The organism is Microvirga sp. HS2, from assembly GCF_055792805.1.
In genome coordinates, this window is the sequence record NZ_JBVVAJ010000002.1 from 121,716 (window position 1) to 143,596 (window position 21,881).

24 protein-coding genes and 1 pseudogene are annotated in these 21,881 nt (G+C 64.6%); 14 read left to right on the plus strand and 11 right to left on the minus strand.

Going from position 1 to position 21,881, the window contains the following annotated elements; genetic code table 11:
* The first annotated feature begins 172 nt into the window (after window positions 1-172).
* Complete coding sequence (locus ACS5Q0_RS03025) at window positions 173-1,300, plus strand: branched-chain amino acid ABC transporter substrate-binding protein (RefSeq protein WP_473125120.1); 1,128 nt, start codon at window positions 173-175, stop codon at window positions 1,298-1,300.
* Between the two features lie 83 nt (window positions 1,301-1,383).
* Window positions 1,384-1,764 carry an ACT domain-containing protein gene (locus ACS5Q0_RS03030; RefSeq protein ID WP_473125121.1) on the plus strand — a complete coding sequence of 127 codons (381 nt, stop codon included), beginning with the start codon at window positions 1,384-1,386 and terminating at the stop codon, window positions 1,762-1,764.
* 2 nt (window positions 1,765-1,766) lie between these two features.
* Here ACS5Q0_RS03030 and ACS5Q0_RS03035 read toward each other — a convergent pair whose 3' ends face one another.
* Window positions 1,767-2,234 (minus strand): DUF1203 domain-containing protein, encoded by a 468-nt coding sequence (locus ACS5Q0_RS03035; RefSeq protein WP_473125122.1) that lies wholly within the window; start codon window positions 2,232-2,234, stop codon window positions 1,767-1,769.
* 106 nt (window positions 2,235-2,340) lie between these two features.
* Window positions 2,341-3,069, minus strand: coding sequence for a cytochrome c biogenesis CcdA family protein (locus tag ACS5Q0_RS03040; RefSeq protein ID WP_473125123.1), 729 nt, complete (start codon window positions 3,067-3,069; stop codon window positions 2,341-2,343).
* Between the two features lie 94 nt (window positions 3,070-3,163).
* Between ACS5Q0_RS03040 and ACS5Q0_RS03045 the strand changes: the two genes are divergently transcribed.
* Window positions 3,164-4,189 carry a P1 family peptidase gene (locus ACS5Q0_RS03045; RefSeq protein ID WP_473125124.1) on the plus strand — a complete coding sequence of 342 codons (1,026 nt, stop codon included), beginning with the start codon at window positions 3,164-3,166 and terminating at the stop codon, window positions 4,187-4,189.
* Between the two features lie 105 nt (window positions 4,190-4,294).
* On the opposite strand, the gene ACS5Q0_RS03050 is transcribed toward ACS5Q0_RS03045, so the two are convergent.
* The gene (locus tag ACS5Q0_RS03050) at window positions 4,295-5,536 is read right to left on the minus strand and encodes an NAD(P)/FAD-dependent oxidoreductase (protein WP_473125125.1); all 1,242 of its coding nucleotides are present in this window, start codon (window positions 5,534-5,536) and stop codon (window positions 4,295-4,297) included.
* A 205-nt stretch (window positions 5,537-5,741) separates the two neighbouring features.
* Between ACS5Q0_RS03050 and rpe the strand changes: the two genes are divergently transcribed.
* Window positions 5,742-6,413, plus strand: coding sequence for a ribulose-phosphate 3-epimerase (gene rpe / locus ACS5Q0_RS03055; protein ID WP_473125126.1), 672 nt, complete (start codon window positions 5,742-5,744; stop codon window positions 6,411-6,413).
* Between the two features lie 64 nt (window positions 6,414-6,477).
* Here rpe and ACS5Q0_RS03060 read toward each other — a convergent pair whose 3' ends face one another.
* The gene (locus ACS5Q0_RS03060) at window positions 6,478-7,203 is read right to left on the minus strand and encodes a Crp/Fnr family transcriptional regulator (protein ID WP_473125127.1); all 726 of its coding nucleotides are present in this window, start codon (window positions 7,201-7,203) and stop codon (window positions 6,478-6,480) included.
* A gap of 18 nt (window positions 7,204-7,221) precedes the next feature.
* Window positions 7,222-7,518 (minus strand): DUF6894 family protein, encoded by a 297-nt coding sequence (locus ACS5Q0_RS03065; RefSeq protein WP_473125128.1) that lies wholly within the window; start codon window positions 7,516-7,518, stop codon window positions 7,222-7,224.
* A gap of 408 nt (window positions 7,519-7,926) precedes the next feature.
* On the opposite strand from ACS5Q0_RS03065, the gene purB reads away from it, so the two are divergent.
* From purB to ACS5Q0_RS03080, 3 genes are all read left to right on the plus strand, one after another.
* Complete coding sequence (gene purB / locus ACS5Q0_RS03070; RefSeq protein ID WP_473125129.1) at window positions 7,927-9,240, plus strand: adenylosuccinate lyase; 1,314 nt, start codon at window positions 7,927-7,929, stop codon at window positions 9,238-9,240.
* A 73-nt stretch (window positions 9,241-9,313) separates the two neighbouring features.
* Window positions 9,314-10,564, plus strand: a complete 1,251-nt coding sequence (locus tag ACS5Q0_RS03075; protein WP_473125130.1) for a class I SAM-dependent methyltransferase — start codon at window positions 9,314-9,316, stop codon at window positions 10,562-10,564.
* 31 nt (window positions 10,565-10,595) lie between these two features.
* Window positions 10,596-11,150, plus strand: a complete 555-nt coding sequence (locus tag ACS5Q0_RS03080) for an RBBP9/YdeN family alpha/beta hydrolase (protein ID WP_473125131.1) — start codon at window positions 10,596-10,598, stop codon at window positions 11,148-11,150.
* A gap of 59 nt (window positions 11,151-11,209) precedes the next feature.
* Here ACS5Q0_RS03080 and ACS5Q0_RS03085 read toward each other — a convergent pair whose 3' ends face one another.
* The gene (locus ACS5Q0_RS03085; protein ID WP_473125132.1) at window positions 11,210-11,767 is read right to left on the minus strand and encodes a c-type cytochrome; all 558 of its coding nucleotides are present in this window, start codon (window positions 11,765-11,767) and stop codon (window positions 11,210-11,212) included.
* Between the two features lie 7 nt (window positions 11,768-11,774).
* The gene (locus ACS5Q0_RS03090; RefSeq protein ID WP_473125133.1) at window positions 11,775-12,911 is read right to left on the minus strand and encodes a hypothetical protein; all 1,137 of its coding nucleotides are present in this window, start codon (window positions 12,909-12,911) and stop codon (window positions 11,775-11,777) included.
* 338 nt (window positions 12,912-13,249) lie between these two features.
* Here ACS5Q0_RS03090 and ACS5Q0_RS03095 point away from each other — a divergent pair, with 338 nt between their 5' ends.
* On the plus strand, window positions 13,250-13,843 hold the full coding sequence (locus ACS5Q0_RS03095) for a Spy/CpxP family protein refolding chaperone (RefSeq protein WP_473125134.1): 594 nt from the start codon (window positions 13,250-13,252) through the stop codon (window positions 13,841-13,843).
* A gap of 70 nt (window positions 13,844-13,913) precedes the next feature.
* On the opposite strand, the gene rpsD is transcribed toward ACS5Q0_RS03095, so the two are convergent.
* Both rpsD and murI read right to left on the minus strand, forming a co-directional pair.
* A complete protein-coding gene (gene rpsD / locus ACS5Q0_RS03100) occupies window positions 13,914-14,531 on the minus strand; it encodes a 30S ribosomal protein S4 (protein ID WP_473125135.1) in 618 nt (205 codons plus the stop codon).
* Window positions 14,532-14,715: 184 nt separating this feature from the next.
* Window positions 14,716-15,588, minus strand: coding sequence for a glutamate racemase (gene murI / locus ACS5Q0_RS03105; RefSeq protein WP_473125136.1), 873 nt, complete (start codon window positions 15,586-15,588; stop codon window positions 14,716-14,718).
* Between the two features lie 175 nt (window positions 15,589-15,763).
* On the opposite strand from murI, the gene ACS5Q0_RS03110 reads away from it, so the two are divergent.
* A complete protein-coding gene (locus tag ACS5Q0_RS03110; RefSeq protein ID WP_473125137.1) occupies window positions 15,764-16,207 on the plus strand; it encodes a hypothetical protein in 444 nt (147 codons plus the stop codon).
* A gap of 129 nt (window positions 16,208-16,336) precedes the next feature.
* Here the strand turns inward: ACS5Q0_RS03110 and ACS5Q0_RS03115 are convergent, their stop codons facing one another.
* Both ACS5Q0_RS03115 and ACS5Q0_RS03120 read right to left on the minus strand, forming a co-directional pair.
* Complete coding sequence (locus ACS5Q0_RS03115) at window positions 16,337-17,542, minus strand: alpha/beta hydrolase family protein (protein WP_473125138.1); 1,206 nt, start codon at window positions 17,540-17,542, stop codon at window positions 16,337-16,339.
* A gap of 62 nt (window positions 17,543-17,604) precedes the next feature.
* Window positions 17,605-18,339: an RNA methyltransferase gene (locus ACS5Q0_RS03120; RefSeq protein WP_473125139.1), complete on the minus strand. Its 735-nt coding sequence runs from the start codon at window positions 18,337-18,339 to the stop codon at window positions 17,605-17,607.
* 300 nt (window positions 18,340-18,639) lie between these two features.
* Between ACS5Q0_RS03120 and ACS5Q0_RS03125 the strand changes: the two genes are divergently transcribed.
* The 5 genes and pseudogenes from ACS5Q0_RS03125 to ACS5Q0_RS03145 form a co-directional block, all read left to right on the plus strand.
* On the plus strand, window positions 18,640-19,002 hold the full coding sequence (locus tag ACS5Q0_RS03125; RefSeq protein WP_473125140.1) for a phospholipase A2 family protein: 363 nt from the start codon (window positions 18,640-18,642) through the stop codon (window positions 19,000-19,002).
* 112 nt (window positions 19,003-19,114) lie between these two features.
* Window positions 19,115-20,329 (plus strand): NADP-dependent isocitrate dehydrogenase, encoded by a 1,215-nt coding sequence (locus tag ACS5Q0_RS03130; RefSeq protein ID WP_473125141.1) that lies wholly within the window; start codon window positions 19,115-19,117, stop codon window positions 20,327-20,329.
* A gap of 226 nt (window positions 20,330-20,555) precedes the next feature.
* A complete protein-coding gene (locus tag ACS5Q0_RS03135) occupies window positions 20,556-21,269 on the plus strand; it encodes a hypothetical protein (RefSeq protein ID WP_473125142.1) in 714 nt (237 codons plus the stop codon).
* Window positions 21,266-21,679 (plus strand): hypothetical protein, encoded by a 414-nt coding sequence (locus ACS5Q0_RS03140; protein WP_473125143.1) that lies wholly within the window; start codon window positions 21,266-21,268, stop codon window positions 21,677-21,679. Before ACS5Q0_RS03135 ends, ACS5Q0_RS03140 begins: the two co-directional genes overlap by 4 nt.
* A 59-nt stretch (window positions 21,680-21,738) precedes the next feature.
* A pseudogene (locus ACS5Q0_RS03145) lies at window positions 21,739-21,852 on the plus strand (GFA family protein); the annotation flags it as partial.
* Window positions 21,853-21,881: the final 29 nt, after the last annotated feature.

Sequence of the window (21,881 nt, forward strand, 5' to 3'; positions counted from 1 at the left end):
ACGGATTGACCCTAAAGGGAATTTCCAATTTTAGGACCGCTGCGCCGGCTCAAAAGATTCCCAGGTGACAACCGCTTAAAAAACGGCATGATGTTACCTTGGATGACGGGTTTCCCGTCAAACCGGCTCCTGAGGAAGAGGGGCCTAATAAAACCACCAGAGGAGTGACCTCATGAAAAAACTGCTGTTGACCGGCGTGGCGCTTGGTCTTGGCCTCGCCTTCTCCAGCGCAGCCAGCGCGCAGATCAAGATCGGCGTCGCAGGCCCCATCACCGGCCCGAACGCGGCCTTCGGCGCGCAGCTGAAGAACGGCGTCGAGCAGGCTGTTGCGGACATCAATGCCGCTGGCGGCATCAATGGCCAGAAGCTGGAACTCGTCGTCGGCGACGACGTGTCCGATCCCAAGCAGGGCGTGTCGGTGGCGAACAAGTTCGCGGCCGAAGGCGTGAAGTTCGTGGTCGGCCACTTCAACTCCGGCGTCTCGATCCCCGCCTCCTCCGTGTATGAGGAAGCCGGCATCGTCCAGGTTTCGCCTGCTTCGACCAACCCGCAGTTCACCGAGCGCGGCCTGTGGAACACCTTCCGCACCTGCGGACGCGACGACCAGCAGGGCAGTGTCGCCGGCGCCTACCTCGCCAACAACTTCAAGGGCAAGAAGGTCGCGGTTGTCCACGACAAGACCCCCTACGGCAAGGGCCTCGCGGACGAAACCCAGAAGGCCATGAACGCGAAGGGCCTGAAGGAAGTCGTCTACGAAGGCATCAACCCGGGCGAGAAGGACTACTCGGCTCTCGTCTCGAAGCTGAAGCAGGCCGGCGTCGACGTCGTGTATTACGGCGGCCTCCACACGGAAGCTGGCCTCATCATCCGCCAGATGCGCGACCAGGGCCTGAACGCCCCGCTCATGTCGGGTGACGGCATCGTGTCGGCGGAGTTCACCTCCATCGCCGGCCCGGGCGCCGAAGGCACCCTGATGACCTTCGCTCCCGATCCGCGCAAGAACCCGGCGGCTCAGGAAGTCGTCAAGAAGTTCCGCGCGAAGAACTACGAGCCCGAGGCTTACACCCTGTACTCCTACGCTGCGGCCCAGGTTCTGGCCGAAGCTGCGAAGCAGGCTGGCAGCACCGACGGCAAGAAGGTCGCCGACGCCATGAAGGCCGGCAAGCCCTTCAAGACCGTGATCGGCGATCTCACCTTCGACAAGAAGGGCGACATCACCCGTCCTGACTACGTCATGTATGTCTGGAAGAAGGGCGCCGACGGCAAGATCGACTACACCGGCAACGAGATGAACATGTAATCGATCGGCCTCGAGCCGACCAAACGGACCCGCCCTGGCGACAGGGCGGGTTTTTTCATGGAAGCACGCGCCCGGGAACGATCATGCCAGTCCTGACTCTGCAACTCCTCGAGAGCCCCTATGCGGTCTGCCGCCTTCCCGCGGGCGCTGCCGCGCCCTCCCCTTCGCCCGGCTCGTTCTCCTTGCTCGTCCAGGCCGTCGAGGAAACGACGATGGTCTGCCCTCTCGAGCAGGCTCCCGGCCATGCCGAGGTCGATTCGGGCTGGCGATGCCTTCGCATCCTGCAGGCCTTCGACTTCAGCGTCGCCGGGATTCTCGCCTCCGTCCTCGCCCCTCTCGCGCAAGCGGGCATCGGCATCTTCGCCTCGTCCACGTTCAGCACCGATTACGTGCTCGTGAAAGCGAGCGATCTGGACCGTGCCGTCGAGGCGCTCACAAGGGCCGGGCACACGGTCACGACCTGAACTCAGGCGCGCTCGATGCGAGCCCCGAAGCAGCCGCGCCGGGCGAAATGCGCATCCACGTGCGCCACCTTAGGATCGGCCAGAAAGCGCTCGATCACCCTCACGACCGCATCGCCCTCCGCCACCTCCGCATCGACGATCAGGGCTGCCCCATCATAGGCGCGCAGGGACAGGAGCCTGTCCCTGAGGATGGGAGCGAGTTCGCCCCGGTAATGACCGGCCGAGGCCGAGCGGCTGACGAAGATCGGCCCGCTGGCGCGATAGGGCGACGAGGGCGAGGGCTGGTGGACATGGTTGACGAGGAGGAGTTCCTCCCCCACGGCCACCCGCGTCAACGAGATGCGGCAGGGAAAGGCATCGGCCTCGTCCGCAAGGACCCGCTGTGCGCCGAGAGCCTGAAGCTCTCCGTCACTGAGCTGGAACAGGGGCGCGAAGGTTTCGGCCTCGAGGCCGCGCATTTGAAACGTCATGGATGGTCTCCTTGGTCAGACCCATCCCATGTGCGTCCCTTCCCGCAAGAGCGCGACCCGTTTCCTGTGATGTCGAAAGCGCCTCCCCTTTTCGCGGAGGAAGGCGCTAACCCAGCGTTCCCAGAACCGGAAACGTCTCGAGCAGCCAGAACGACATGTTGGTGATCCAGCCAGCCAGGAAGGCGATGCCGGTGAGGATCATCAGGACGCCCATGACCTTCTCCACGAGCCCGAAGCGGGAGCGCATGCGTTTGAGAAGGGCGACGAAGGGCTTCATGGCGAAGGCGGCGAGCAGGAAGGGGATGCCGAGCCCCGCCGAATAGGCGGCGAGCAGCATGGCGCCATAGGAGACGCTGTTCTCCGATCCGGCGACCGCCAGGATTGCGGCGAGGACCGGTCCGATGCAGGGCGTCCAGCCGAAGGCGAAGGCGAGGCCCATCACATAGGCGCCCCAGAGCCCGACCGGTTTCTCGACCGAGAACCGGGCCTCCCGGTAGAACAGGCCGATCCGGAAGATTCCAAGGAAGTGCAGGCCCATCACGATGATGGCGATGCCTGCGATGGTGCTCAGGACATCGAGATATTGCCGGATCACCTGCCCCAGCGCGGACGCCGTCGCGCCCAGAAGCACGAACACGGTCGCGAACCCGGCCACGAAGAGCAGGGCGGCCAGGACCGCGCGGCGGCGCACGGCCCGGTCATCGCCCGCGTGGAGCTGGTCGAAGGTCGTGCCTGCGAGAAACGACAGGTAGGGCGGCACCAGCGGCAGAACGCACGGGCTGAGAAAGCTGATCAGGCCGCCGAGGGCCGCGGCAGGAAAGGAAACACTGAGCATGACGCCTTCTAGCCTTTTCCGGACAAGGGAGAAAGCCGGTGGAAGCAGGGCTCGCCTGCTTGTGAAGCCGGCCGTTTTGAGGTTGCCTTGAGGGATGACGGATTTGCGCAATCTCATCACCGACGTCGCGGGCCTTCGGGTCGGCAACGCCCAAGACGCGGCTCTCGCCTCGGGCGTCACGGCCGTGCTGTTCGACGAGCCCGCCGTGGCCTCCTACGCCGTCAACGGCGGCGCTCCGGGCACGCGGGAGACGGATCTGCTCGAACCGGACAAGGCCGTGGCCGGGGTCAACGCCATCGTCCTTTCGGGAGGATCCGCCTTCGGCCTCGACGCGGCCAGCGGGGTGCAGGCGTATTTAAGGGAGAAAGGCATCGGCTTTGCGGTCGGCTCCGCACTCGTGCCTCTCGTCCCACAGGCGATCACCTTCGACCTGCTCAATGGCGGCAACAAGGACTGGGGCCGTTTCCCGCCCTATCGCGAGCTCGGCTATGACGCCGCCAAGGCCGCGGATCTCGATTTCTCTCTCGGCACGGCCGGGGGCGGATACGGCGCCACGACTGTCGACCTGAAGGGAGGCCTCGGCTCGGCGAGCGCCGTGACGGGCGCGGGCCACACGGTCGGCGCGCTCGTCATCGTCAACGCCCTGGCCTCGACCGTGATCGGCGACGGGCCCCATTTCTGGGCCGGGGCTTTCGAAGAGGACCGCGAGTTTGGCGGCCTGGGGCTCCCGCCCCGGATCACGCCGGAGATGCGCAAGCTCGACTGGAAGGGCCGCGTCAGGCAGACGCCTCCTCCCCTGTCCACGACCATCGCTCTCGTGGCTACGGACGCGGTCCTCACCAAGGCGCAGGCCAAGCGCCTCGCGGTCGTGTCCCATGACGGCCTCGCCAAGGGCCTGCGCTTCGCGCATGCGCTCTTCGACGGCGACACGGTCTTCTCGGCCGCGACCGGACGCAAGCCTATGAAGGACGAGGCGGCGGACTTCATCGAGATCGGCGCGCTTGCGAGCGACTGCCTCGCCCGCGCCATCGCCCGCGGCATCTACGAGGCGACCGCCCTGCCCTTCGATGGAGCGCTGCCCGCCTGGAAGGACAGATTCGGCGGGCTCGTAAAGATTTAAGTTGAATTCGTCATGGCCGGGCTTGTCCCGGCCATCCACGCCTTGAGAACCGCCCTGGCATAAAGACGTGGATGCCCGGCTCAAGGCCGGGCATGACGGGAACTCTCAGAACCGCTCGACGCGGTACGGCTTCGGATCCACCACCGGGGTCTCGCCCGTGATCATTTCGGCGAGCAGGCGGCCCGTGACGGGGCCGAGGGTCAGGCCGTGATGGGCGTGGCCGAAGCCGAACCACAGGTTCTTGTGGCGGGGGGCCTTGCCGATGATCGGCATCATGTCCGGCGTGCAGGGGCGCATGCCCATCCACGGTTCCGGATCGACCCTCTCGCCGAGCGGGAAGAACTCGCGGGCGATCGGCTCGGCGCGGGCGAGCTGGACCGGCGTCTTGGGCGCATCGCGGACGGCGAATTCCGCACCCGTGGTGAGGCGGATGCCCTTCACCATGGGGGCCAGGAAGTAGCCGCGGTCGAAATCCAGGGTCGGCTTGTTGAGGACCGCGTTGCCTTCCGGCTTGTAGTGCATGTGATAGCCGCGCTTGACCGCGAGCGGCAGATTGTAACCCAGACGCTTCGTCACCACGTCGGCCCAGGCCCCGAGGGCGACGACCACCGCGTCCGCCTCCACGGGCCCCTTCTCGGTCTGGACGCGCCATCCGGTCGGGGTTTCCTCCAGGGTCTTGGCGTCGCCTGCGGCCAGTTCGCCGCCGAGGCGCTCGAAGAGGCCCACATAGCCCATGGTGAGCGCGTGGGGATCGGAGACGCTTGCCGGGTCGGTCCAGTGAATGCCGCCCTTGGTCTCGACCTTCAGATGAGGTTCGCTGTCCGCGACGCCCTTGGTGTCGAGAGCGTTGAAATTCACGCCGAAATCACGCTTCACCTCTTCCGCGTCGTGGAACTGCTCGTCCCGGGTCTTTTCGTCGCGGAAGACCTTGAGCCAGCCCGTCGGGCGGATCAGGTGCGTGGAGCCCGATTCCTCGGCCAGCGCCATGTGCTCGGTGACGCTGCGCTCGATGAGCGGCGCGTACATGCGCGCGATCGCCTTGTGCTGGGCCGGACGGGAATGCATCCAGTACTGGAGCAGGAACGGGGCGATCTTCGGAAGCGCGCTCCAGTGATAATGGGCGTCGATGGTGTTGTTCAGGGCATAGCGCAGCAGCGCCCCGAAATCGTGCGGAAACCCGTAGGGATACACGCCCTCGCGCTGGATGAGGCCGGCATTGCCGAAGGAGGTTTCCTCACCGGGCTTGCGCCTGTCGACGAGGAGGACCGACCGGCCGCGTTTCTGCAAGTGCACGGCAATCGACACGCCGACGATGCCGGCGCCAAGAACAACCACATCCTTACGCATGAAGCCCTGCCTCTGTTGTTTCCTCTCGCGGAGAGAGCGGAGCTTTTCGCTCCGTTTCAGAAGGACTTCTACTCCCCTTCCAGAGAGGCCGCCATGCAATTCGTGCGGGAGAAGCGCCTCTCCCCAGGCAAGTGGTATCGGATTGGATCATGACATCCGCGAAACCCCGTTGCCGTCGAGGAAAGCGCGTGCTACCGCGCGTCCCATGACACGCCCGCTTCTCATCGCCCCCTCCATTCTCGCCTCCGACTTCTCCAAGCTCGGCGAGGAAATCCGCGCCATCGACGCCGCCGGCGCCGACTGGATCCACATCGACGTGATGGACGGCCATTTCGTGCCCAACATCACCATCGGCCCCGATGTGGTGAAGGCCCTTCGCCCCCACACCGCGAAGGCGTTCGACGTCCATCTGATGATCGCCCCGGTCGACCCCTACCTCGAGGCCTTCGCCAAGGCGGGCGCGGACATCATCAGCATCCATGCGGAAGCAGGGCCCCACCTGCACAGGTCCCTCCAGACCATCCGCAAGCTCGGCAAGAAGGCGGGCATCGTCCTCAACCCGGGCACCCATGAGGCCGCGATCGAGCCGGTGCTCGACGACGTGGACCTGATCCTCCTCATGACGGTCAATCCCGGCTTCGGCGGCCAGGCCTTCATCCCTTCCGTCTGCCCGAAGCTCCGGCGGATCAAGGCCATGGTCGGCAACCGGGACATCGACATCGAGATCGACGGCGGCGTCACCCCCGAAACAGCCCCGCTGGTCGCGGAAGCAGGCGCCAACGTCCTTGTGGCCGGCTCCGCCGTGTTCAAGGGCGGCCCCGACGCCTACGCGCCCAACATGGCAGCCATTCGCGAGGCCGCTACGAAAGCCCGTTGAGGTCGAAAGGCCATCATGCCGCCGCGTGGGCACATCACCCGCGCGGAAGAGAACGCTCCCATTCTCAATCCCGCTCGAGCTGCTGGTGTGCATGAAGGTAGTCGGGGTTGTACTGCCCCACCTGCTGGAGGCGCTGCCAGTCGATGATGATCAGGGTCTTGCCGCGTGAGGTGATCAGCCCCTCGGCGCGAAGGTCCTGAAGCACCCGGTTCACATGGACGGTGCTGGTGCCGAAAGCGTCCCCCAGCTCCTCCTGGGTGATCGGTAGTTCGTAGCTGTTGCCCTGCGTCAGACCGATCGCATCGAGACGGTCCCGCAACTCGCAGAAGAAATGCGCGAAACGTTCGCGCGCCTCCATCCGTCCGAGCGTCGTCATCCAGGCCCGATGGACGGCAGCATCGATGAGGGTCGTGAACCAGAGCGCACGGGTCAGGTACGGGTACTTCTTCGTGATGTCCTTCAGGTCGCTGTGGGCCACCATGGCCACCGTGCAGGTGGTGAGGGCCGCAACCCCATCGTCGATCGGGTGGAGCAGAAAGCTGTGCAGGTCTGCGAAATCGCCCGGAACATGCAAGGCGGTAATCTGGCGCCTCCCATCAGGGGAATGGTTGTTGCGGATGGCAAAGCCGGACATGATGAGGCTGCTGTAGGGCGGGCTGCTGCCCTCTCGCACGATGTCCTGGCGCGGCTCGTAGCGGGCCGTTCGGGATGAAATCTGCCGAAGGACCTCCTTCTCCTCCTCGGTCAGAGGGCCGTGCCGTTCGAGCCTGCCGATCAGCGAGTGGGACATGGTGGTTCCCCCCAAAGATTATGGTTTGGATGAGAACGTAGCGTCAGTGGAGGCTGCAGCAAGCAAGGCCCTTTGCAGGCGCGGAGGCAGGGCCTCGACGAAGGGGATCGTCATCAATTCCCGCCCCGCCTCGTCCGTGATGACGAGGGCATCGTCGAGCCAATCGTCACTTCCCTGTCGAATGACCGCGCCGAGAAGATCCCGAATGCTGGCAAGGGCCTCGGCCCGGGCGGCGTTGAGGTTCGGGCGCTCGACGCCTTCCGGATCTTCGATGATCTGTTCGCCTTGGCGGATATGGCGGTAATACCGAGGCATGCACCCCAACGAAGGCCTCCCTTCGTTGTTCCGTCAATCATCCGCACGATGGCCTCGCATAGCCCAAACGGGCCTTTCCCCGGGATGCCGGTGGCGGCGCCATCAGAGAAAGCCCAGTTGGAGGAACGAGCATCCAGGGGCGGCACGAACGAATTTGTCGAAGGGCCCCACATTTCAGGACCCGCTCCGAATGAGCCCGAAGAACAAGCACTTGGATGGCTTTCGAGGATACGGCATCGGCACGCCGAGAGCCCACGAGGCTTGTCATCGCCACGGTCATCACATAGTCACCACTCAATCGTCCCTGGAACCGTTCTCCCGACCGTTGGCGCCGCCCCTCAAAGGCGGAAAGGCAACGGTTTCCAACGGTTTCGTTGAGCATCGCGTCTTGCCCGCTGGAGAAGAGCAATGATTCCCCGCTACAGCCGTCCCGAGATGGTGGCCATCTGGTCGCCCGAGTCCAAGTTCCGCATCTGGTTCGAGATCGAGGCCCATGCCACCACGGCGCTCGCCAACCTCGGCGTGGTGCCGAAGGACGCGGCGGAGAAGGTCTGGGAGATGGGCTCCAAGGCCACCTTCGACGTGGAGCGCATCGATTCCATCGAGCGCGAGGTGAAGCACGACGTCATCGCCTTCCTGACCCATCTGGCCGAGATCGTGGGCCCCGAGGCCCGCTTCGTCCACCAGGGCATGACCTCCTCGGACGTGCTGGACACCACCTTCAACGTGCAGCTCGCGCGCGCCACCGACATCCTGCTGCGGGACATGGACGAACTGCTCGCCGCCATCAAGCGCCGCGCCTTCGAGCACAAGATGACGCCGACCATCGGGCGCTCCCACGGCATCCATGCGGAGCCCACCACCTTCGGCCTCAAGCTCGCCCAGGCCTATGCGGAGTTCGAGCGCTGCAAGCTGCGCCTGATCGAGGCGCAGCGGGAGATTTCCACCTGCGCCATCTCGGGAGCCGTCGGCACCTTCGCCAATATCGACCCGAGCGTGGAAGAATACGTGGCCGAGCAGATGGGTCTGCAGGTCGAGCCCGTCTCGACACAGGTCATCCCGCGCGACCGTCACGCCATGTATTTCGCGACGCTGGGCGTGATCGCCTCCTCCATCGAGCGCCTGGCGACGGAAGTGCGCCACCTCCAGCGCAGCGAAGTCCTCGAAGCGGAAGAATATTTCTCGGCGGGCCAGAAGGGCTCCTCCGCCATGCCGCACAAGCGCAACCCGGTGCTCACGGAAAACCTCACAGGCCTTGCCCGCATGGTGCGCGCCTATGCGCTGCCCGCCATGGAGAACGTGGCGCTCTGGCACGAGCGGGACATCTCGCATTCCTCCGTCGAGCGCATGATCGGCCCCGATGCGACGGTAACCCTCGACTTCGCACTGGCGCGCCTCACGGGCGTCATCGACAAGCTCGTGGTCTATCCCGAGAACATGCAGAAAAACCTGGACCGCCTCGGCGGCCTCGTGCACTCGCAGCGCGTTCTGCTGGCCCTCACCCAGAAGGGCGCCTCCCGCGAGGACGCCTATCGCTTGGTCCAGCGCAACGCCATGCCGGTCTGGCGCGGCGAGGGCGACTTCCTGACCCTCCTCAAGAACGATGCCGACGTGACCAAGTACCTGTCCCCCGAGGAGATCGAAACCTGTTTCGATTTGGGGTACCACTTCAAGCACGTGGACACGATCTTTACGCGGGTCTTCGGTTCCGCAGGGGCATAGCTCGGCTCTGGACATTTTTGCCTAAAGCGCAACAATCCCCGTGCAGGCGATCAATGGCACGGGGATTAGGTCCATGCTGTCAGAGAAGATCCTCGCCACCGCTTTCGCGCGCGCCGTGAAGCGGGGCACCCTCCGGATGACCACCGCCAAAGGGCAGAATTTCACCTTCGGCGATGGCGGCCCCCCGGAAGTCGCGATCCGGTTCACGGACAGCGCGGCCGAAACGGCCCTTTGCCTCCATCCCGAGCTGAAGCTCGGCGAGCTGTTCATGGAGGGCAGGCTCGTCATCCAGGAAGGCGATATCCTGGGCCTTCTCCAGCTCCTGCTGCAGGATACGCGCGGCGAGCTCGACGATCTCCCCCTCCACCGCCTGCGCAAGATCCGGCAATGGCTGACGCGGCGCGGCGAGAACGACGCCACCCGCTCCAAGCGGAACGTCGCCCACCATTACGACCTCGACGGGCGGCTCTATTCCCTCTTCCTCGACAGCGACAAGCAGTATTCCTGCGCCTATTTCGACCATCCGGATGCGAGCCTCGAAGAGGCCCAGGCCGCCAAGAAACGGCACATAGCGGCGAAGCTCCTGGTGGAGCAGGGCCACAGCGTGCTCGATATCGGCTCGGGCTGGGGCGGCATGGCGCTCTATCTCGCACGGGTGGCCGGTGCGGCTTCGGTGAAGGGCGTAACCCTGTCGGAGGAACAGCTCGACGTCTCGCGCAAGCGCGCGGCCGCGGCGGGCATCGGCGAGCGGGTGAAGTTCGAGCTCGAGGATTACCGCGCCACGAGCGGGCGCTTCGACCGCATCGTTTCGGTCGGCATGTTCGAGCATGTGGGCCTGGCGTCCTACGACGAATATTTCCAGACCTCCCGCAAGCTCCTGAAGGACGACGGGGTGATGCTGCTGCACACCATCGGCCGCACCGGGACGCCCTACCCGACCAATCCCTGGATCGCCCGCTACATCTTCCCGGGCGGCCACCTGCCGACCCTGTCGGAAATGATGCCGTCCGTCGAGCGCGCGGGGCTGATGATCACCGATGTCGAGATCCTGCGCCTGCACTACGCCTACACGCTCCAGGCCTGGCGCGAGCGCTTCATGGCCCATCGGGACGAGGTTCTGAAGCTCTACGACGAGCGCTTCTGCCGGATGTGGGAATGCTACCTCGCTATGTCGGAATCGGCCTTCCGCTGGCAGGATGCGGTGGTGTTCCAGGTCCAGCTGACCAAGCGCAACGACGTGGTGCCCCTGACCCGCGACTACATCGCAGAGCGGGAGGCCGCGCTCAAAGAGGCCGAGAGGATGGAGTTGAAGCGCAGCGCTTGAACGAGCAGGCCTCCGCCTTTATCTCGAAGGCATGAAAACCTCCGATTGCGACATCCTCATCGTCCCCGGCCATAAAAATTCCGGCATCGACCACTGGCAGAGCCGGTGGGAGCGCCAGCTCTCGACCGCATGGCGCGTCGAGCAGGAGAACTGGGACGCTCCCAACAAGGACAAGTGGGTCGAGCGGATCGCTCAGGATGTGAAGCGCGCCGAAAAGCCGGTCGTGCTGGTCGGCCACAGCCTCGGCGTCCTGGCCATCGTCCACGCCGCTCCGCTCCTCCCCCCCAACAAGGTGCAGGGGGCCTTTCTGGTGAGCATGCCGGATGTGGAGAGGCCCGATTTCATGCCCGCCATCGATCGCGCTTTCGCACCGATCCCGCGCGATCCTCTGCCCTTCCCTTCGGTGCTGGTGGCAAGCCGCACCGATCCGCATTGCGACTACGACAAGGCGGAAGACATCGCCTATGCCTGGGGCGCGTCCATTGTCGATGCGGGCGATGCCGGGCACCTGAACACGGAGAGCGGGCACGGCCCCTGGCCCGAAGGCCTGATGCGCTTCGCCGGCTTCCTCAAGCGACTGGCATAGAAAAGCCCGACATCTCGGAGGATGTCGGGCTGCCGCTCGGATCGGATCCGATCGCTTGCTTATTGCGTGGCGAGGACCGGGTCCGGAACTTTGTTCTTCACCGGCGGGATCTGGCGCAGATAGGCGTAGATCGCCTTCAGGTCCTCATCCGTCATCTTGCCGATCCAGGGCCACGGCATGGGCGGAAGGATGGCCCGGCCCTGCCCCTGATGCTTACCCGTCCGCATCGTCTGGATGAACTGCTGCTCGGTGAAGTCGCGCAGAACGCCGGTCTCCGGGTCGGGCGTGAGATTGGCGGTATAGGAGACGCCCCACGGTCCTGCCCAGGCCGTCAGTGTCGCGGCGCCATGGGCGATCCAGGGACCGGTCGGCCCCGGGGCCGGCGGCAGCTTCATGTCCTGGGGATGCCCCGACAGCATCCGCGACATGTCCGGCTCGGGACCATTGGCCCCCATCTTCAGGGGCGTATGGCAATCGTTGCAGACTGCAATGGTCACCAGGTACTCCCCGCGCTTGATCTGCTGGCTCTTGGCGGGTGCCTTGCTCTGCGCGAAGGCGATCACAGGGGCCGACATAGCGACGGCTGCTGCGAATATGACGATACGGCTTTTCTTCATTGACCCCTCATTCTGGTTGGGCGGTTTTCCTGGGTGCCTCGGCTGATGAAACCGGGGCTTCCAGATCTCGAATCCACTGAGTGACGAGGCGCACGGCTTCCTCGTCCGTCATCACGGTCGCCACGGGCGGCATCTGCACGATGGGATTGCGGGAGCTCATGCGCTGCAGCAGGACGCTGCGTTCGGGGTGCTGGGGCTCGATGCGCAGCGTCGCATCGGGCGCCTGCCCTGGGACATGTCCTTTGACCGGCTGTCCGACGGCCGTCGCCATGGTCCGCTCGGTTCCCGACGCCGGACCCTGCACATGCCGCAACGAAAAGCCGAGATTCCGCATGGAACCCACATCGTTGTGGCAATGGCTGCAATTGCCGTGGAGATAGCCGAGCGCCGTCCGCTCGACGGGCGTCGCGGCCTGGATGACCGGCGGCGTGTCGCGCAAGGTCCGCGGGAGCCGCTTCAGCAGCTTGTTGTCGGCGAGGTAGTTCAGGTCGACGCCGGGCGCGGGCATCGGCTCACCATGGATCGCGTTGGGGTCGCGCGCGGGCGACAATTGGAGCGCGCTGAAGCCGAGCACCTCCGAGGGATGCCCCTGGTGGCAGGATTTGCAATCGTTGATGCCCGGGATGACGTGCGAGCGGCCCCCGCCGAAATCGTACGCCTTCGAGCGGCCCCTCTCCGGGACGAGGCGGGCCTCGCTCTGATCCTCACTCCAGGCATAGGCGGCGTAGAGCCACGTGCCGTCGGCCTGCAGCTCCATGAAACGGGTCTCGATGCGGCGGCCGCCGAAGGAGAACTCCTTCCAGAACCGTGTTCCGGCCGGGAACACCCATGCGTCCGGATTGGAACCGTTGATGGCCGCATGCGCCGGCAGGGAAATCCAGCGCTTCTTGGCCGCCCCGTCTGACCAGAGCGGATATTGCGGCGAGAATTCCAGGTGGCGCGGATCCACCTGATGCCGGGCGAAGTCGGTATAGAGCCCCGTCTCCTGCAGCAACTCGGGAGCGGCCTTGACCACTGGCTTGCGCGCCGAGGCCGCGCTGCCCAGGAGGGCCATTGCGGCAAGCACGCAGCCGGCGATCAGAGCCCACCGCGTGGCACGCGGTTCACGCCCTTTGGACAGCGCTGGCGCGACGGCTCCTTCCACGACCGGCTCCTCTCTCCTGCTGGATTGTTGTTGGCATTTGCCGTTGAGAGCATCGGGTTCGTGATGCCCTCGTCTCACGGGATCGATTCGCTATATAACATTTCCTAAAACAATGTAATAGCCTTGCGTAACATTGACGGATCCTTTCGGTGACGGATCGAATGACGCAGGCAATCTGGCTCAGGCTTCGAAGGAATTCGGTGCGGCACGGCACACCGTCACGACAGGGGTGGATACCGTTTCTCGGAAGATGACGAAAAGTTCATGCGCGGGTCATCCTGCCGATAGCGTGGCTGATGCATTCTCCTTGCATCGATGTTCACGGAGGAGATAACCCGATGAAAAAGATCGCCACCCTCGCCACTGCCGCCGCCCTGCTCGCCGGAGTCGGGACGTACGCCTTCGCCCAGGCCCCGGCCGCCACGACGCCTCCGGCTGCGACGCAGGATCAGGGCCAGCAGGGTCGCCCCCGCCTGTCCCAGGACGACTTCAACCGTCTCGTCGATGCCCGCGTTGCGGCGATCAAGGCCGGCCTAAAGCTCAATGGCGACCAGGAAAAGCTCTGGGGTCCGGTGGAAAGCGCCATCCGTGACGCCGCCAGCCAGCGCTACACGCGCATGACGCAGTTCCGGGAGAATCGCGAGCAGCGCCGCTCGACGGACTTCATGCAGCGCCTGGAGCAGCGCAGCACCATGCAGGCGGAGCGCGCGCAGACCTCCGCGACCCTCGCGAAGGCCCTGCGTCCCCTGTGGGACACGTTCAGCGAAGACCAGAAGCGCATCGCTCCGCGCCTCCTGCGTGAAGCCGTGAACGACGGCATCGGACGGCAGGGGCGCGGCGGCCGGGAGGGCCGTCACGGACGCCATGCCGAGATGATGCGCCATCACGGACCAATGGGTCCTGGCGGCATGGGCTCCGGCCCGCAGCAGTAAGGAACCCCATCCGAAAACAAAAAGGCCGCCCATTGGGCGGCCTTTCCAGTCTGAGATTTTGCTTCGCGAATTAGCGCGAATAGAACTCGATCACGAGGTTCGGTTCCATCTGCACCGGGTACGGCACCTCGGAGAGGGTCGGGACGCGGGTGAAACGGGCCGTCATCTTGGAGTGATCGACTTCGATGTAGTCCGGAACGTCACGCTCGGCGAGCTGGGACGCAACCACCACAACCTCGAGCTGCTTGGACTTGTCCTTCACCTCGATCACGTCGCCGGCCTTCACGAGATAGCTCGGAATGTTCACGCGGCGGCCGTTGACCTTCACGTGACCGTGGTTGACGAACTGACGAGCGGCGAAGGGGGTCGCAACGAACTTCGCGCGATACACGATCGCGTCGAGACGGCGCTCGAGCAGACCGACCAGGTTCTCACCGGAGTCGCCCTTCTGACGAATGGCTTCCGCGTAGTAGCGGCGGAACTGCTTCTCGGTGATGTTGGCGTAGTAGCCCTTCAGCTTCTGCTTGGCGCGCAGCTGCGTGCCGAAGTCAGACATCTTGCCCTTGCGGCGCTGGCCGTGCTGGCCGGGGCCGTATTCGCGGCGGTTCACGGGGCTCTTCGGGCGGCCCCAGATATTCTGACCCATGCGGCGGTCAAGCTTGTGCTTGGCCTGAATGCGCTTCGACATCGCTGTTCCTCTTTGTTGTCGAATTTGCGAGGAACGCGCCCTCCTCTTCCCTTGCGGGACGACAGGCCGGCCGGAAGCCGGGCCACGGGAGCGTAAAAAGTTACGCGGCCCGTGAGGACCGCGTGAACGGGAGGGATGTATGAGAAAACGGGCCGGAAGTCAATCGAGGTCACCCCTCGCGGCCTCACCCTTGGAGGAGCGGCATGTCCTCGACGGTCACAAGCGGCAACCCCTTGTCGCGCAAGGCCTCCCGGAAGGCCGAAGTCATGCCGGCCCCGCTGGTGAAGACCGCGATCGCTTCGTTCTCGTCAGCCTCGTGCCCCGGAACAGGCGGGCCGATGAGCTGCGTCACCCGGCGCGCGATGGCCGGGGCGGGATCGATCCAGGCGACGGGCCAGGGCGCAAGCGTCCGGAGGCGGGGCAGCAGCAGCGGATAATGGGTGCAGCCGAGGGCCACCACATCGGTCCGCCCTCTCCCGTCCTCGACGAAGCAGGGCCTGAGCTCGGCCAGCAGGTCCTCGTCGGAGACCGGCAGCCCGGCCAGCTCCGCCTCGGCAAAGCCCGCCAGGCCGCGTGACCCCACGAGGTTGACCTTGCAGCCGCCCGCATAGGTTTCGATGAGATCACGGGTATAGTCCCGCGCCACCGTGCCGGGCGTGGCGAGCACGGTCACATAGCCCGTCCGGGTCGCGAGCGCCGCGGGCTTGATGGCGGGCACGGTGCCCACGAAGGGCACGGAAAAGCGCTCGCGCAGGGGCGGCAGCACGACCGTCGAAGCCGTGTTGCAGGCCACCACCACGAGTTGGGGATCGTAGAGGCCGATCAGCCGCTCCATCACCGCGAGGACCCTGGCGGTGAGAGCCGTCTCGCTCAGCCGTCCATACGGAAAACCCGCATCGTCCCCCGCATAAATGAAGCGGGCATCGGGACGGGCTTTCAGGACCTCGGAAAACACCGTCAGGCCACCAAGGCCGGAATCGAAGACGAGAATCGTGGGAACGGGGGAAGGCATGACAGCCGGGTTATAGGACGCGCCGGCCAGAAGATCGATACGCATGGGAGTGCTCCACCCATAGAATGGCGGCGACCCGTGAAAATTCCCTGAATGAGCATCGTGCAGGCACTGCCACTGCTCCATGCAATCCTCGATTGCAATTGCAATAAAGTATCATTGCAAGCATGCGGATCGTCCGCAGAAGATGATTGCGATGATCACGGGAGGAAATCGGATCATGGCATTATCGGCACTCGAGCAGGCCTATTTGGACCAGACCTTGCAGGGCGGAGGCGGGAACTCCGGCATCTACTGGGGCACGACCCTGACCGGCGGCTATGGCTCCATCGCTGGCAACAATAAAGGCGGAAAGAAGGGAAACGCAGATAGCGGGTCCGAACAGGGCGGCCATGCCCACAGGGGCCATGGTGCGGTCCCAGTCAAGGACGGAAAGCTCCCATTCGACCCGAAGAGCTATACCTATCACGACTCCTTATCGACGGTCGGTCCCCACTTCTACTACAACAATTTCTACATGGAGCATGATCGGAAGGTGCCATGTGACGGCTGGGTCTGGTGGGAGGCCCCGCCTCCCGGTGAAGTGGTCAAGCTGCCGGCATGCCCGACGGATCAGCCATCGACCACAAAGCCGCCGCTGGTGAGCTATAACGACTGGCCTTAATGCCCCGAACGTGGAAGGGGCTCACAACCCAAAAGCGAATGCAGCGGATGTGAGTTCGACGGCACGTTCAACGCTTTCAAAGTCCGGCCCTGGTTTCCGCCAGGGCCGATCCTTTCCCAAAGGCTTGTTTTACGAGCGCTGCCCAAGCACCTGGGGCACGCTTCCACGCGTGTTGTCGATCGGAGCCTGGTTGAGCCTGCGCCGTGGTCCGGGCTCGGGCTTCTCCTCCCCCTGCTCGCCTGCCTTCGGCATTTGGGCCGACAGGCGGCGCACGGGCCAGCCGTCGCTCCAGTTGCCCATGTCCACGAATTTCGGATCGCGGGCGAGGACGGCGGCGTCCTTCCCGGCGAAGGCCGCATCGGCGGCGATCTCGAAGGTCTTCCAGAGGGCGAGATAATCCAGCGTGTCGGTCGGGTTGTTGCCGAGCTGCTGAGTCAGGATGGTCTGCGGACCCGAGAGCGCCATGTCGGCGCTCCACTTCCACGTGCTCTTCTGCTTCGGATCACGCGGAGGATCGGGCTGCAGCTTGATGGCGGCGGCGTCGTACGCTGCCTTGGGCGAGCCGGGGAAGGCCAGCGTCGCCGTCAGGGCCGGGTAGCCGTGATCGTCCGAGCTTGCGCGCATGAACAGCTTGCGCGTCGAGGGGATCGCGCTGGTCGCCTCGAAGATTCGGCGGGAAGCGCGATCGCTCGGCAGGTGCTCCCGGTCGCCGCTCATGGTGATGAGAAGTGTCTCCTTGCCCACCGTCGAGAGGTCGCGGAGCATGATGCCCCGCTCCTTCTCGTTCGCAGCAATGCCGCCGGGTACGAGGCCGAAGATCAGCTTCGGAGCCGGAAGCTTGCTCTGCCCGATATTGGCCGCCACGTTGAGCGCGATCGGCACGCCTGCGGAATGGCCGATATAGGCGACGCGGCTCGGGTCGGGCCGCGCCTTCTGGTCATTGGCGAGTTGCGCCAGCGCGTCATTGATCAGGACTTCCGCCATCGACGGCGCATCGGCAGGACGGGAGCGGTTCACTTCCTGAAAGCGTGGGAAGATGACGAGATAGCCCTTGCGCGCCAGATGGTCGATGAAGCCGCCATAAAGACCCGGGTTCACGGCTCCCCAGGAATGGAAGAAAACCACCACCGGACGAGGCGCCGAAGGCGTATCGTTGCCGTAGAAGATATAACTGCCCGAACTGACGATGCCGGTTCCGGTCTTGACGACCTCCGCTACCGCGTAATCCGACCCGCCCGGCCCCTGCTCGGGCTGCTTCGGCGGCGTTGCCGCGGAAGCGGTCACGGGGGAAAGACACGATGCGAGAAGAACGATGGCAGGCAGTGAGCGGCGCATGGCGGTCTCGGGTCAGGAGGTGCGGTGCGGACGGCACCAGGCGACATTGCAGCACAAGTTCTTTAAGGCTTCCTCAACCGGCGACCTTCCGCAAGGGCACGAATCGCCCCGCGCAGAGTGCGCACATCCTGCTCCGTCATTTCCAGGCGATGAAAGATGTCCCGCATGTTGCGGGTCATCGTCGGCTTCTTGTCCTCGGGATAGAAGTTCACCGCATCGAGCTCGGCTTCGAGATAATCGAAGAACGAGGTCACCATCTCGCGGGCTGCCGGCGGCGAGAGCCTTTCGCCGGAGAACGGCAGCGCCCCGCCGGTGGCGAGCTTGTACCATTCGTAGGAGACGAGCAGCACGGCCTGGGCCAGGTTCAGGGACGAAAACTTGGGATCAACCGGGAAGGTGATGATGGCATCGGCGAGCGACACCTCGTCGTTCTCCAGTCCCGTCCGCTCGCGCCCGAACAGGATGCCGATGCGCTGCCCTTCCGCGCCGCGCCGGTGCGTCTCGGCCATGGCTTCGCCGGGCCCGTACACCCGCTTCATCTGCCCCCGCTCCCGCGCCGTCGTGGCGAAGACGAAGTTCAGGTCTGCAATGGCCTCGCGAACGGTGTCGTAGAGCGTCGCGCTCTCCAGCACATGCACCGCGCCCGAGGCCGCGGAATGCGCTCCCTTGCGGGGCCAGCCGTCGCGGGGGGCGACGATGCGCAGCTCCGAGAGGCTGAAATTGGCCATCGCGCGCGCCACCATGCCGATGTTTTCGGCAAGCTGTGGCTCCACGAGGATGATGATGGGGCGGATCATGGTGCGCCTTCGATGGGAAACTGGCCCAACAGACTGAAAGTGCCTCTCCATAACGCCAAATACGGTCGCGCGACTAGGGTAATGACGCCCGCACGACCTCCGCTCAGTCGGCAGAACCGCTCCTGGCGGGCAAAACCTTCCGCCGTGACCGGGCACGTGACCTTATGCGCGCAGGTGTAGCGGGCAAAGTTTCTCAAAGCCGGAACCGAAACCCAGACGTCGCACTTTCTCCAGGCCTTTTCTTCCCAATCCAGCTCGCGTTTCCGGAGAGCGAAACTGTTCCAACTCCGTCCTGTCCTCTTGTCGGCCTGTCTCAGCCTCGCGGCCCTGGGCTCCAGCCTGGCCGCCCCCTCGACGGCGCCGGTTGCCCAGCCCGCTCCATCCCTCTTTCACGGCAATTGGTGCGGGCTCGGCGACCTCAACCGCAGGAAGCCCGTGGATGCCCTCGATGCGGCCTGCCGGGCGCACGATCTCTGCTACGAGCGGCGTGGCCGGGGCGCCTGCTCCTGCGACCGGGCCTTCCTGAGAGCGACGGCGGCCCTCTCCCAGCGCCCGACGATCGACGAGGCCACCAAGGCGAAGGCGTCCCTGGCGAATACCCTTTTCGCCGTCACGCCCTGCATCGAGACCGGGAAAACTCCCTATCGCGCCAGAAACCGCTGAATTCCCGGTCTCCCCCCACCTTCCCCACCGGCCTTAACCGCGCTATAGGCCCCGGTAACTGCCTGCCGCCGGCGGGCCTGTTCCAGCTCCTCAAGAAGCGCAAGGTGAGATCATGGCGAAGATCAAGGTTGCCAATCCGGTCGTCGAACTCGACGGCGACGAGATGACCCGCATCATTTGGCAGTTCATCAAAGACAAGCTGATCCACCCCTATCTCGACATCGACCTGAAATACTACGACCTGGGCATCGAGCACCGCGACGCCACCAACGACAAGGTCACCGTCGAGGCCGCCGAGGCGATCAAGAAGTATGGCGTGGGCGTCAAGTGCGCCACCATCACGCCGGACGAGGCCCGCGTGAAGGAGTTCAACCTCAAGGAAATGTGGAAGTCGCCCAACGGCACGATCCGCAACATCCTCGGCGGCGTGATCTTCCGCGAGCCCATCATCTGCAAGAACGTGCCGCGCCTCGTGCCGGGCTGGACCCAGCCGATCGTCGTCGGCCGCCACGCCTTCGGCGACCAGTACCGCGCGACCGACTTCAAGGTGCCCGGCAAGGGCCGCCTGACCATCAAGTTCGAGGGCGAGGACGGCACGGTCATCGAGAAGGAAGTCTTCAAGTTCCCGGACGCAGGCGTGGCCATGGCCATGTACAACCTCGACGAGTCGATCCGCGACTTCGCCCGCGCCTCCATGAACTACGGCCTGATGCGCAAGTATCCGGTCTATCTCTCCACGAAGAACACCATCCTCAAGGCCTATGACGGGCGCTTCAAGGACATCTTCCAGGAAGTCTACGAGAACGAGTTCAAGGCGAAGTTCGACGCCGCCGGCATCACCTACGAGCACCGCCTGATCGACGACATGGTGGCTTCGGCCCTCAAGTGGTCGGGCGGCTATGTGTGGGCGTGCAAGAACTACGACGGTGACGTGCAGTCCGATACGGTCGCTCAGGGCTTCGGCTCGCTCGGCCTGATGACCTCCGTGCTGATGACGCCGGACGGCCAGACGGTGGAGGCGGAAGCCGCCCACGGCACCGTGACCCGCCACTACCGCGAGCACCAGAAGGGCAAGGAGACCTCGACGAACTCCATCGCCTCGATCTTCGCCTGGACCCGCGGCCTGGCCCATCGCGCCAAGCTCGACAACAACCCCGAACTCGCCAAGTTCGCCGCGACCCTCGAGAAGGTCTGCGTGGACACGGTCGAGTCCGGCTACATGACCAAGGACCTCGCCCTCCTCGTCGGCGCCGAGCAGAAGTGGCTCTCCACCAGCGGCTTCCTCGACAAGATCGACGAGAACCTCAAGAAGGCGATGGCAGCTTAAGAGCCCTCCATACCGTCCGACGGACGCCCCAGCGACGATCCCGGATCCTCGCTTCGCGGATCTGGAAGACCTGTGAATGCCTGCAAAGCCCGGCGGAAGCCGGGCTTTTTCGTTGCGCGGATGCCGTTCCGCATTTGACAATGTTCCTAATTTGTTCCAGGAAAATATCCATGAAATAAAACGTTGGACCGTTATGACTTCACCAGGATCGTCTCGTCGGCATTGAATGGAGGCCCGCCATTTCCTCGCCGTGGCCCAGCTTGACGTCAGACGTCTCCGTCTTGCCCTCCTGCTCCGGCGCTTCAACCCCAGCCAGCCGCGCCTGCCGGCGGGCCAGCCCGGCGGCGGACGCTGGACGAACGGAGGCGGCAGCGGTGAGGCCAGCGTCGAACCTGTTAATTGGCGGCCCCGCCAAAGCGGGGGAACGCGCGTCATCCGGGGGCAGGTTTATGAAACGACCGCCGGCCAGGAAGTCCGCCTCGCCATAGCAGAGGCCAGGGCGAACGCCCTGATCCGCGAGGTGCGGCGGCGCGATCCGAACTGGCGCCCCAGGGAAAGCATCCATCAGGGGGTTGAGGGAGAAATCCTTGCCACCGAAGCGCAGGCTGAGCAAGCCTTTGCGCGCCTGCGGGAGTTGCGCGCGCAGGAGCCTGTTTGCCGCCCGGTGGGGCAGACTTACCCGTTCTCGACGGGAGCACGGGGCGACTCCTCAGATCGTATTCATACCGTATCACCCTCGGAATTCCGTGAGCTATTGACGCAAATTACGCCTCAAGCCGAAGCCGTGCCGTCTCCTCGAGGCTATCTGGGTCAATGGTACCGGCAGCCAGACGGGTCCGTGTTCGGCGTACGGTGGAGCGAGCGCTACGGCGTGACCGTCGATGTGATCCGCAGCACCAATCCTCTTGTGAGTCCTGGCCATAAGGCGCACCAACAATGAACGACGAACCCCGCGATAGCCGCTCCGGTCTGCCGCTGAGCCAATTCATCAAAGCGATTGCCGACGAACTGCCCATGGATGCGGTAGGAATGTGGCAGATCATCCCGGCGGGTCGCTATGGAGTTGGCCTTGAGGACAAAGCTCTGACCGACTTCGTGCGCCGCTGCATCGCGGAACTGCTCGCGCGCGGCGCGGTGCCGGTTGTCGGCGGTGGGCTGGAGGGCGAGCACGAATGGATCGTGGAACGCCAGTACGGCACCAGGCCCGATGAGATCATCGAGAATGTGGTGCGCGAGTGGTTGGCGAAAGGCGCCCAGGACGAGGATCCAGGCGGCCTCTGGTTCGCGCTGCGCGAATATGCGTGGGAGCCGCCGCAGGAGCGAGATGTCTCTGACGATCATGCGCCTTGAGAAAGTCCAATGACTGTCAATGATAGACATTCGCATTCGGTCACGCACCAGGAGCGCCCATGACAAGACAGCAAGGAACTCTCACCGGAGGCTGCCAGTGCGGCGCAGTGCGTTATGCGCTGACGGCTGAGCCGACGCATGCGAGCATCTGCCATTGCCGCATGTGCTGGAAGTGATCACGAGGGATCGGGAAGCATCAGAA

Bases quoted from the DNA above. Each gene is read 5' to 3' on its own strand.
- ACS5Q0_RS03025 (WP_473125120.1), top strand. From the start codon at position 173: ATGAAAAAACTGCTGTTGACCGGCGTGGCGCTTGGTCTTGGCCTCGCC.
- ACS5Q0_RS03030 (WP_473125121.1), top strand. From the start codon at position 1,384: ATGCCAGTCCTGACTCTGCAACTCCTCGAGAGCCCCTATGCGGTCTGC.
- ACS5Q0_RS03035 (WP_473125122.1), bottom strand. From the start codon at position 2,234: ATGACGTTTCAAATGCGCGGCCTCGAGGCCGAAACCTTCGCGCCCCTG.
- ACS5Q0_RS03040 (WP_473125123.1), bottom strand. From the start codon at position 3,069: ATGCTCAGTGTTTCCTTTCCTGCCGCGGCCCTCGGCGGCCTGATCAGC.
- ACS5Q0_RS03045 (WP_473125124.1), top strand. From the start codon at position 3,164: ATGACGGATTTGCGCAATCTCATCACCGACGTCGCGGGCCTTCGGGTC.
- ACS5Q0_RS03050 (WP_473125125.1), bottom strand. From the start codon at position 5,536: ATGCGTAAGGATGTGGTTGTTCTTGGCGCCGGCATCGTCGGCGTGTCG.
- rpe (WP_473125126.1), top strand. From the start codon at position 5,742: ATGACACGCCCGCTTCTCATCGCCCCCTCCATTCTCGCCTCCGACTTC.
- ACS5Q0_RS03060 (WP_473125127.1), bottom strand. From the start codon at position 7,203: ATGTCCCACTCGCTGATCGGCAGGCTCGAACGGCACGGCCCTCTGACC.
- ACS5Q0_RS03065 (WP_473125128.1), bottom strand. From the start codon at position 7,518: ATGCCTCGGTATTACCGCCATATCCGCCAAGGCGAACAGATCATCGAA.
- purB (WP_473125129.1), top strand. From the start codon at position 7,927: ATGATTCCCCGCTACAGCCGTCCCGAGATGGTGGCCATCTGGTCGCCC.
- ACS5Q0_RS03075 (WP_473125130.1), top strand. From the start codon at position 9,314: ATGCTGTCAGAGAAGATCCTCGCCACCGCTTTCGCGCGCGCCGTGAAG.
- ACS5Q0_RS03080 (WP_473125131.1), top strand. From the start codon at position 10,596: ATGAAAACCTCCGATTGCGACATCCTCATCGTCCCCGGCCATAAAAAT.
- ACS5Q0_RS03085 (WP_473125132.1), bottom strand. From the start codon at position 11,767: ATGAAGAAAAGCCGTATCGTCATATTCGCAGCAGCCGTCGCTATGTCG.
- ACS5Q0_RS03095 (WP_473125134.1), top strand. From the start codon at position 13,250: ATGAAAAAGATCGCCACCCTCGCCACTGCCGCCGCCCTGCTCGCCGGA.
- rpsD (WP_473125135.1), bottom strand. From the start codon at position 14,531: ATGTCGAAGCGCATTCAGGCCAAGCACAAGCTTGACCGCCGCATGGGT.
- murI (WP_473125136.1), bottom strand. From the start codon at position 15,588: ATGCGTATCGATCTTCTGGCCGGCGCGTCCTATAACCCGGCTGTCATG.
- ACS5Q0_RS03110 (WP_473125137.1), top strand. From the start codon at position 15,764: ATGGCATTATCGGCACTCGAGCAGGCCTATTTGGACCAGACCTTGCAG.
- ACS5Q0_RS03115 (WP_473125138.1), bottom strand. From the start codon at position 17,542: ATGCGCCGCTCACTGCCTGCCATCGTTCTTCTCGCATCGTGTCTTTCC.
- ACS5Q0_RS03120 (WP_473125139.1), bottom strand. From the start codon at position 18,339: ATGATCCGCCCCATCATCATCCTCGTGGAGCCACAGCTTGCCGAAAAC.
- ACS5Q0_RS03130 (WP_473125141.1), top strand. From the start codon at position 19,115: ATGGCGAAGATCAAGGTTGCCAATCCGGTCGTCGAACTCGACGGCGAC.
- ACS5Q0_RS03135 (WP_473125142.1), top strand. From the start codon at position 20,556: ATGGAGGCCCGCCATTTCCTCGCCGTGGCCCAGCTTGACGTCAGACGT.
- ACS5Q0_RS03140 (WP_473125143.1), top strand. From the start codon at position 21,266: ATGAACGACGAACCCCGCGATAGCCGCTCCGGTCTGCCGCTGAGCCAA.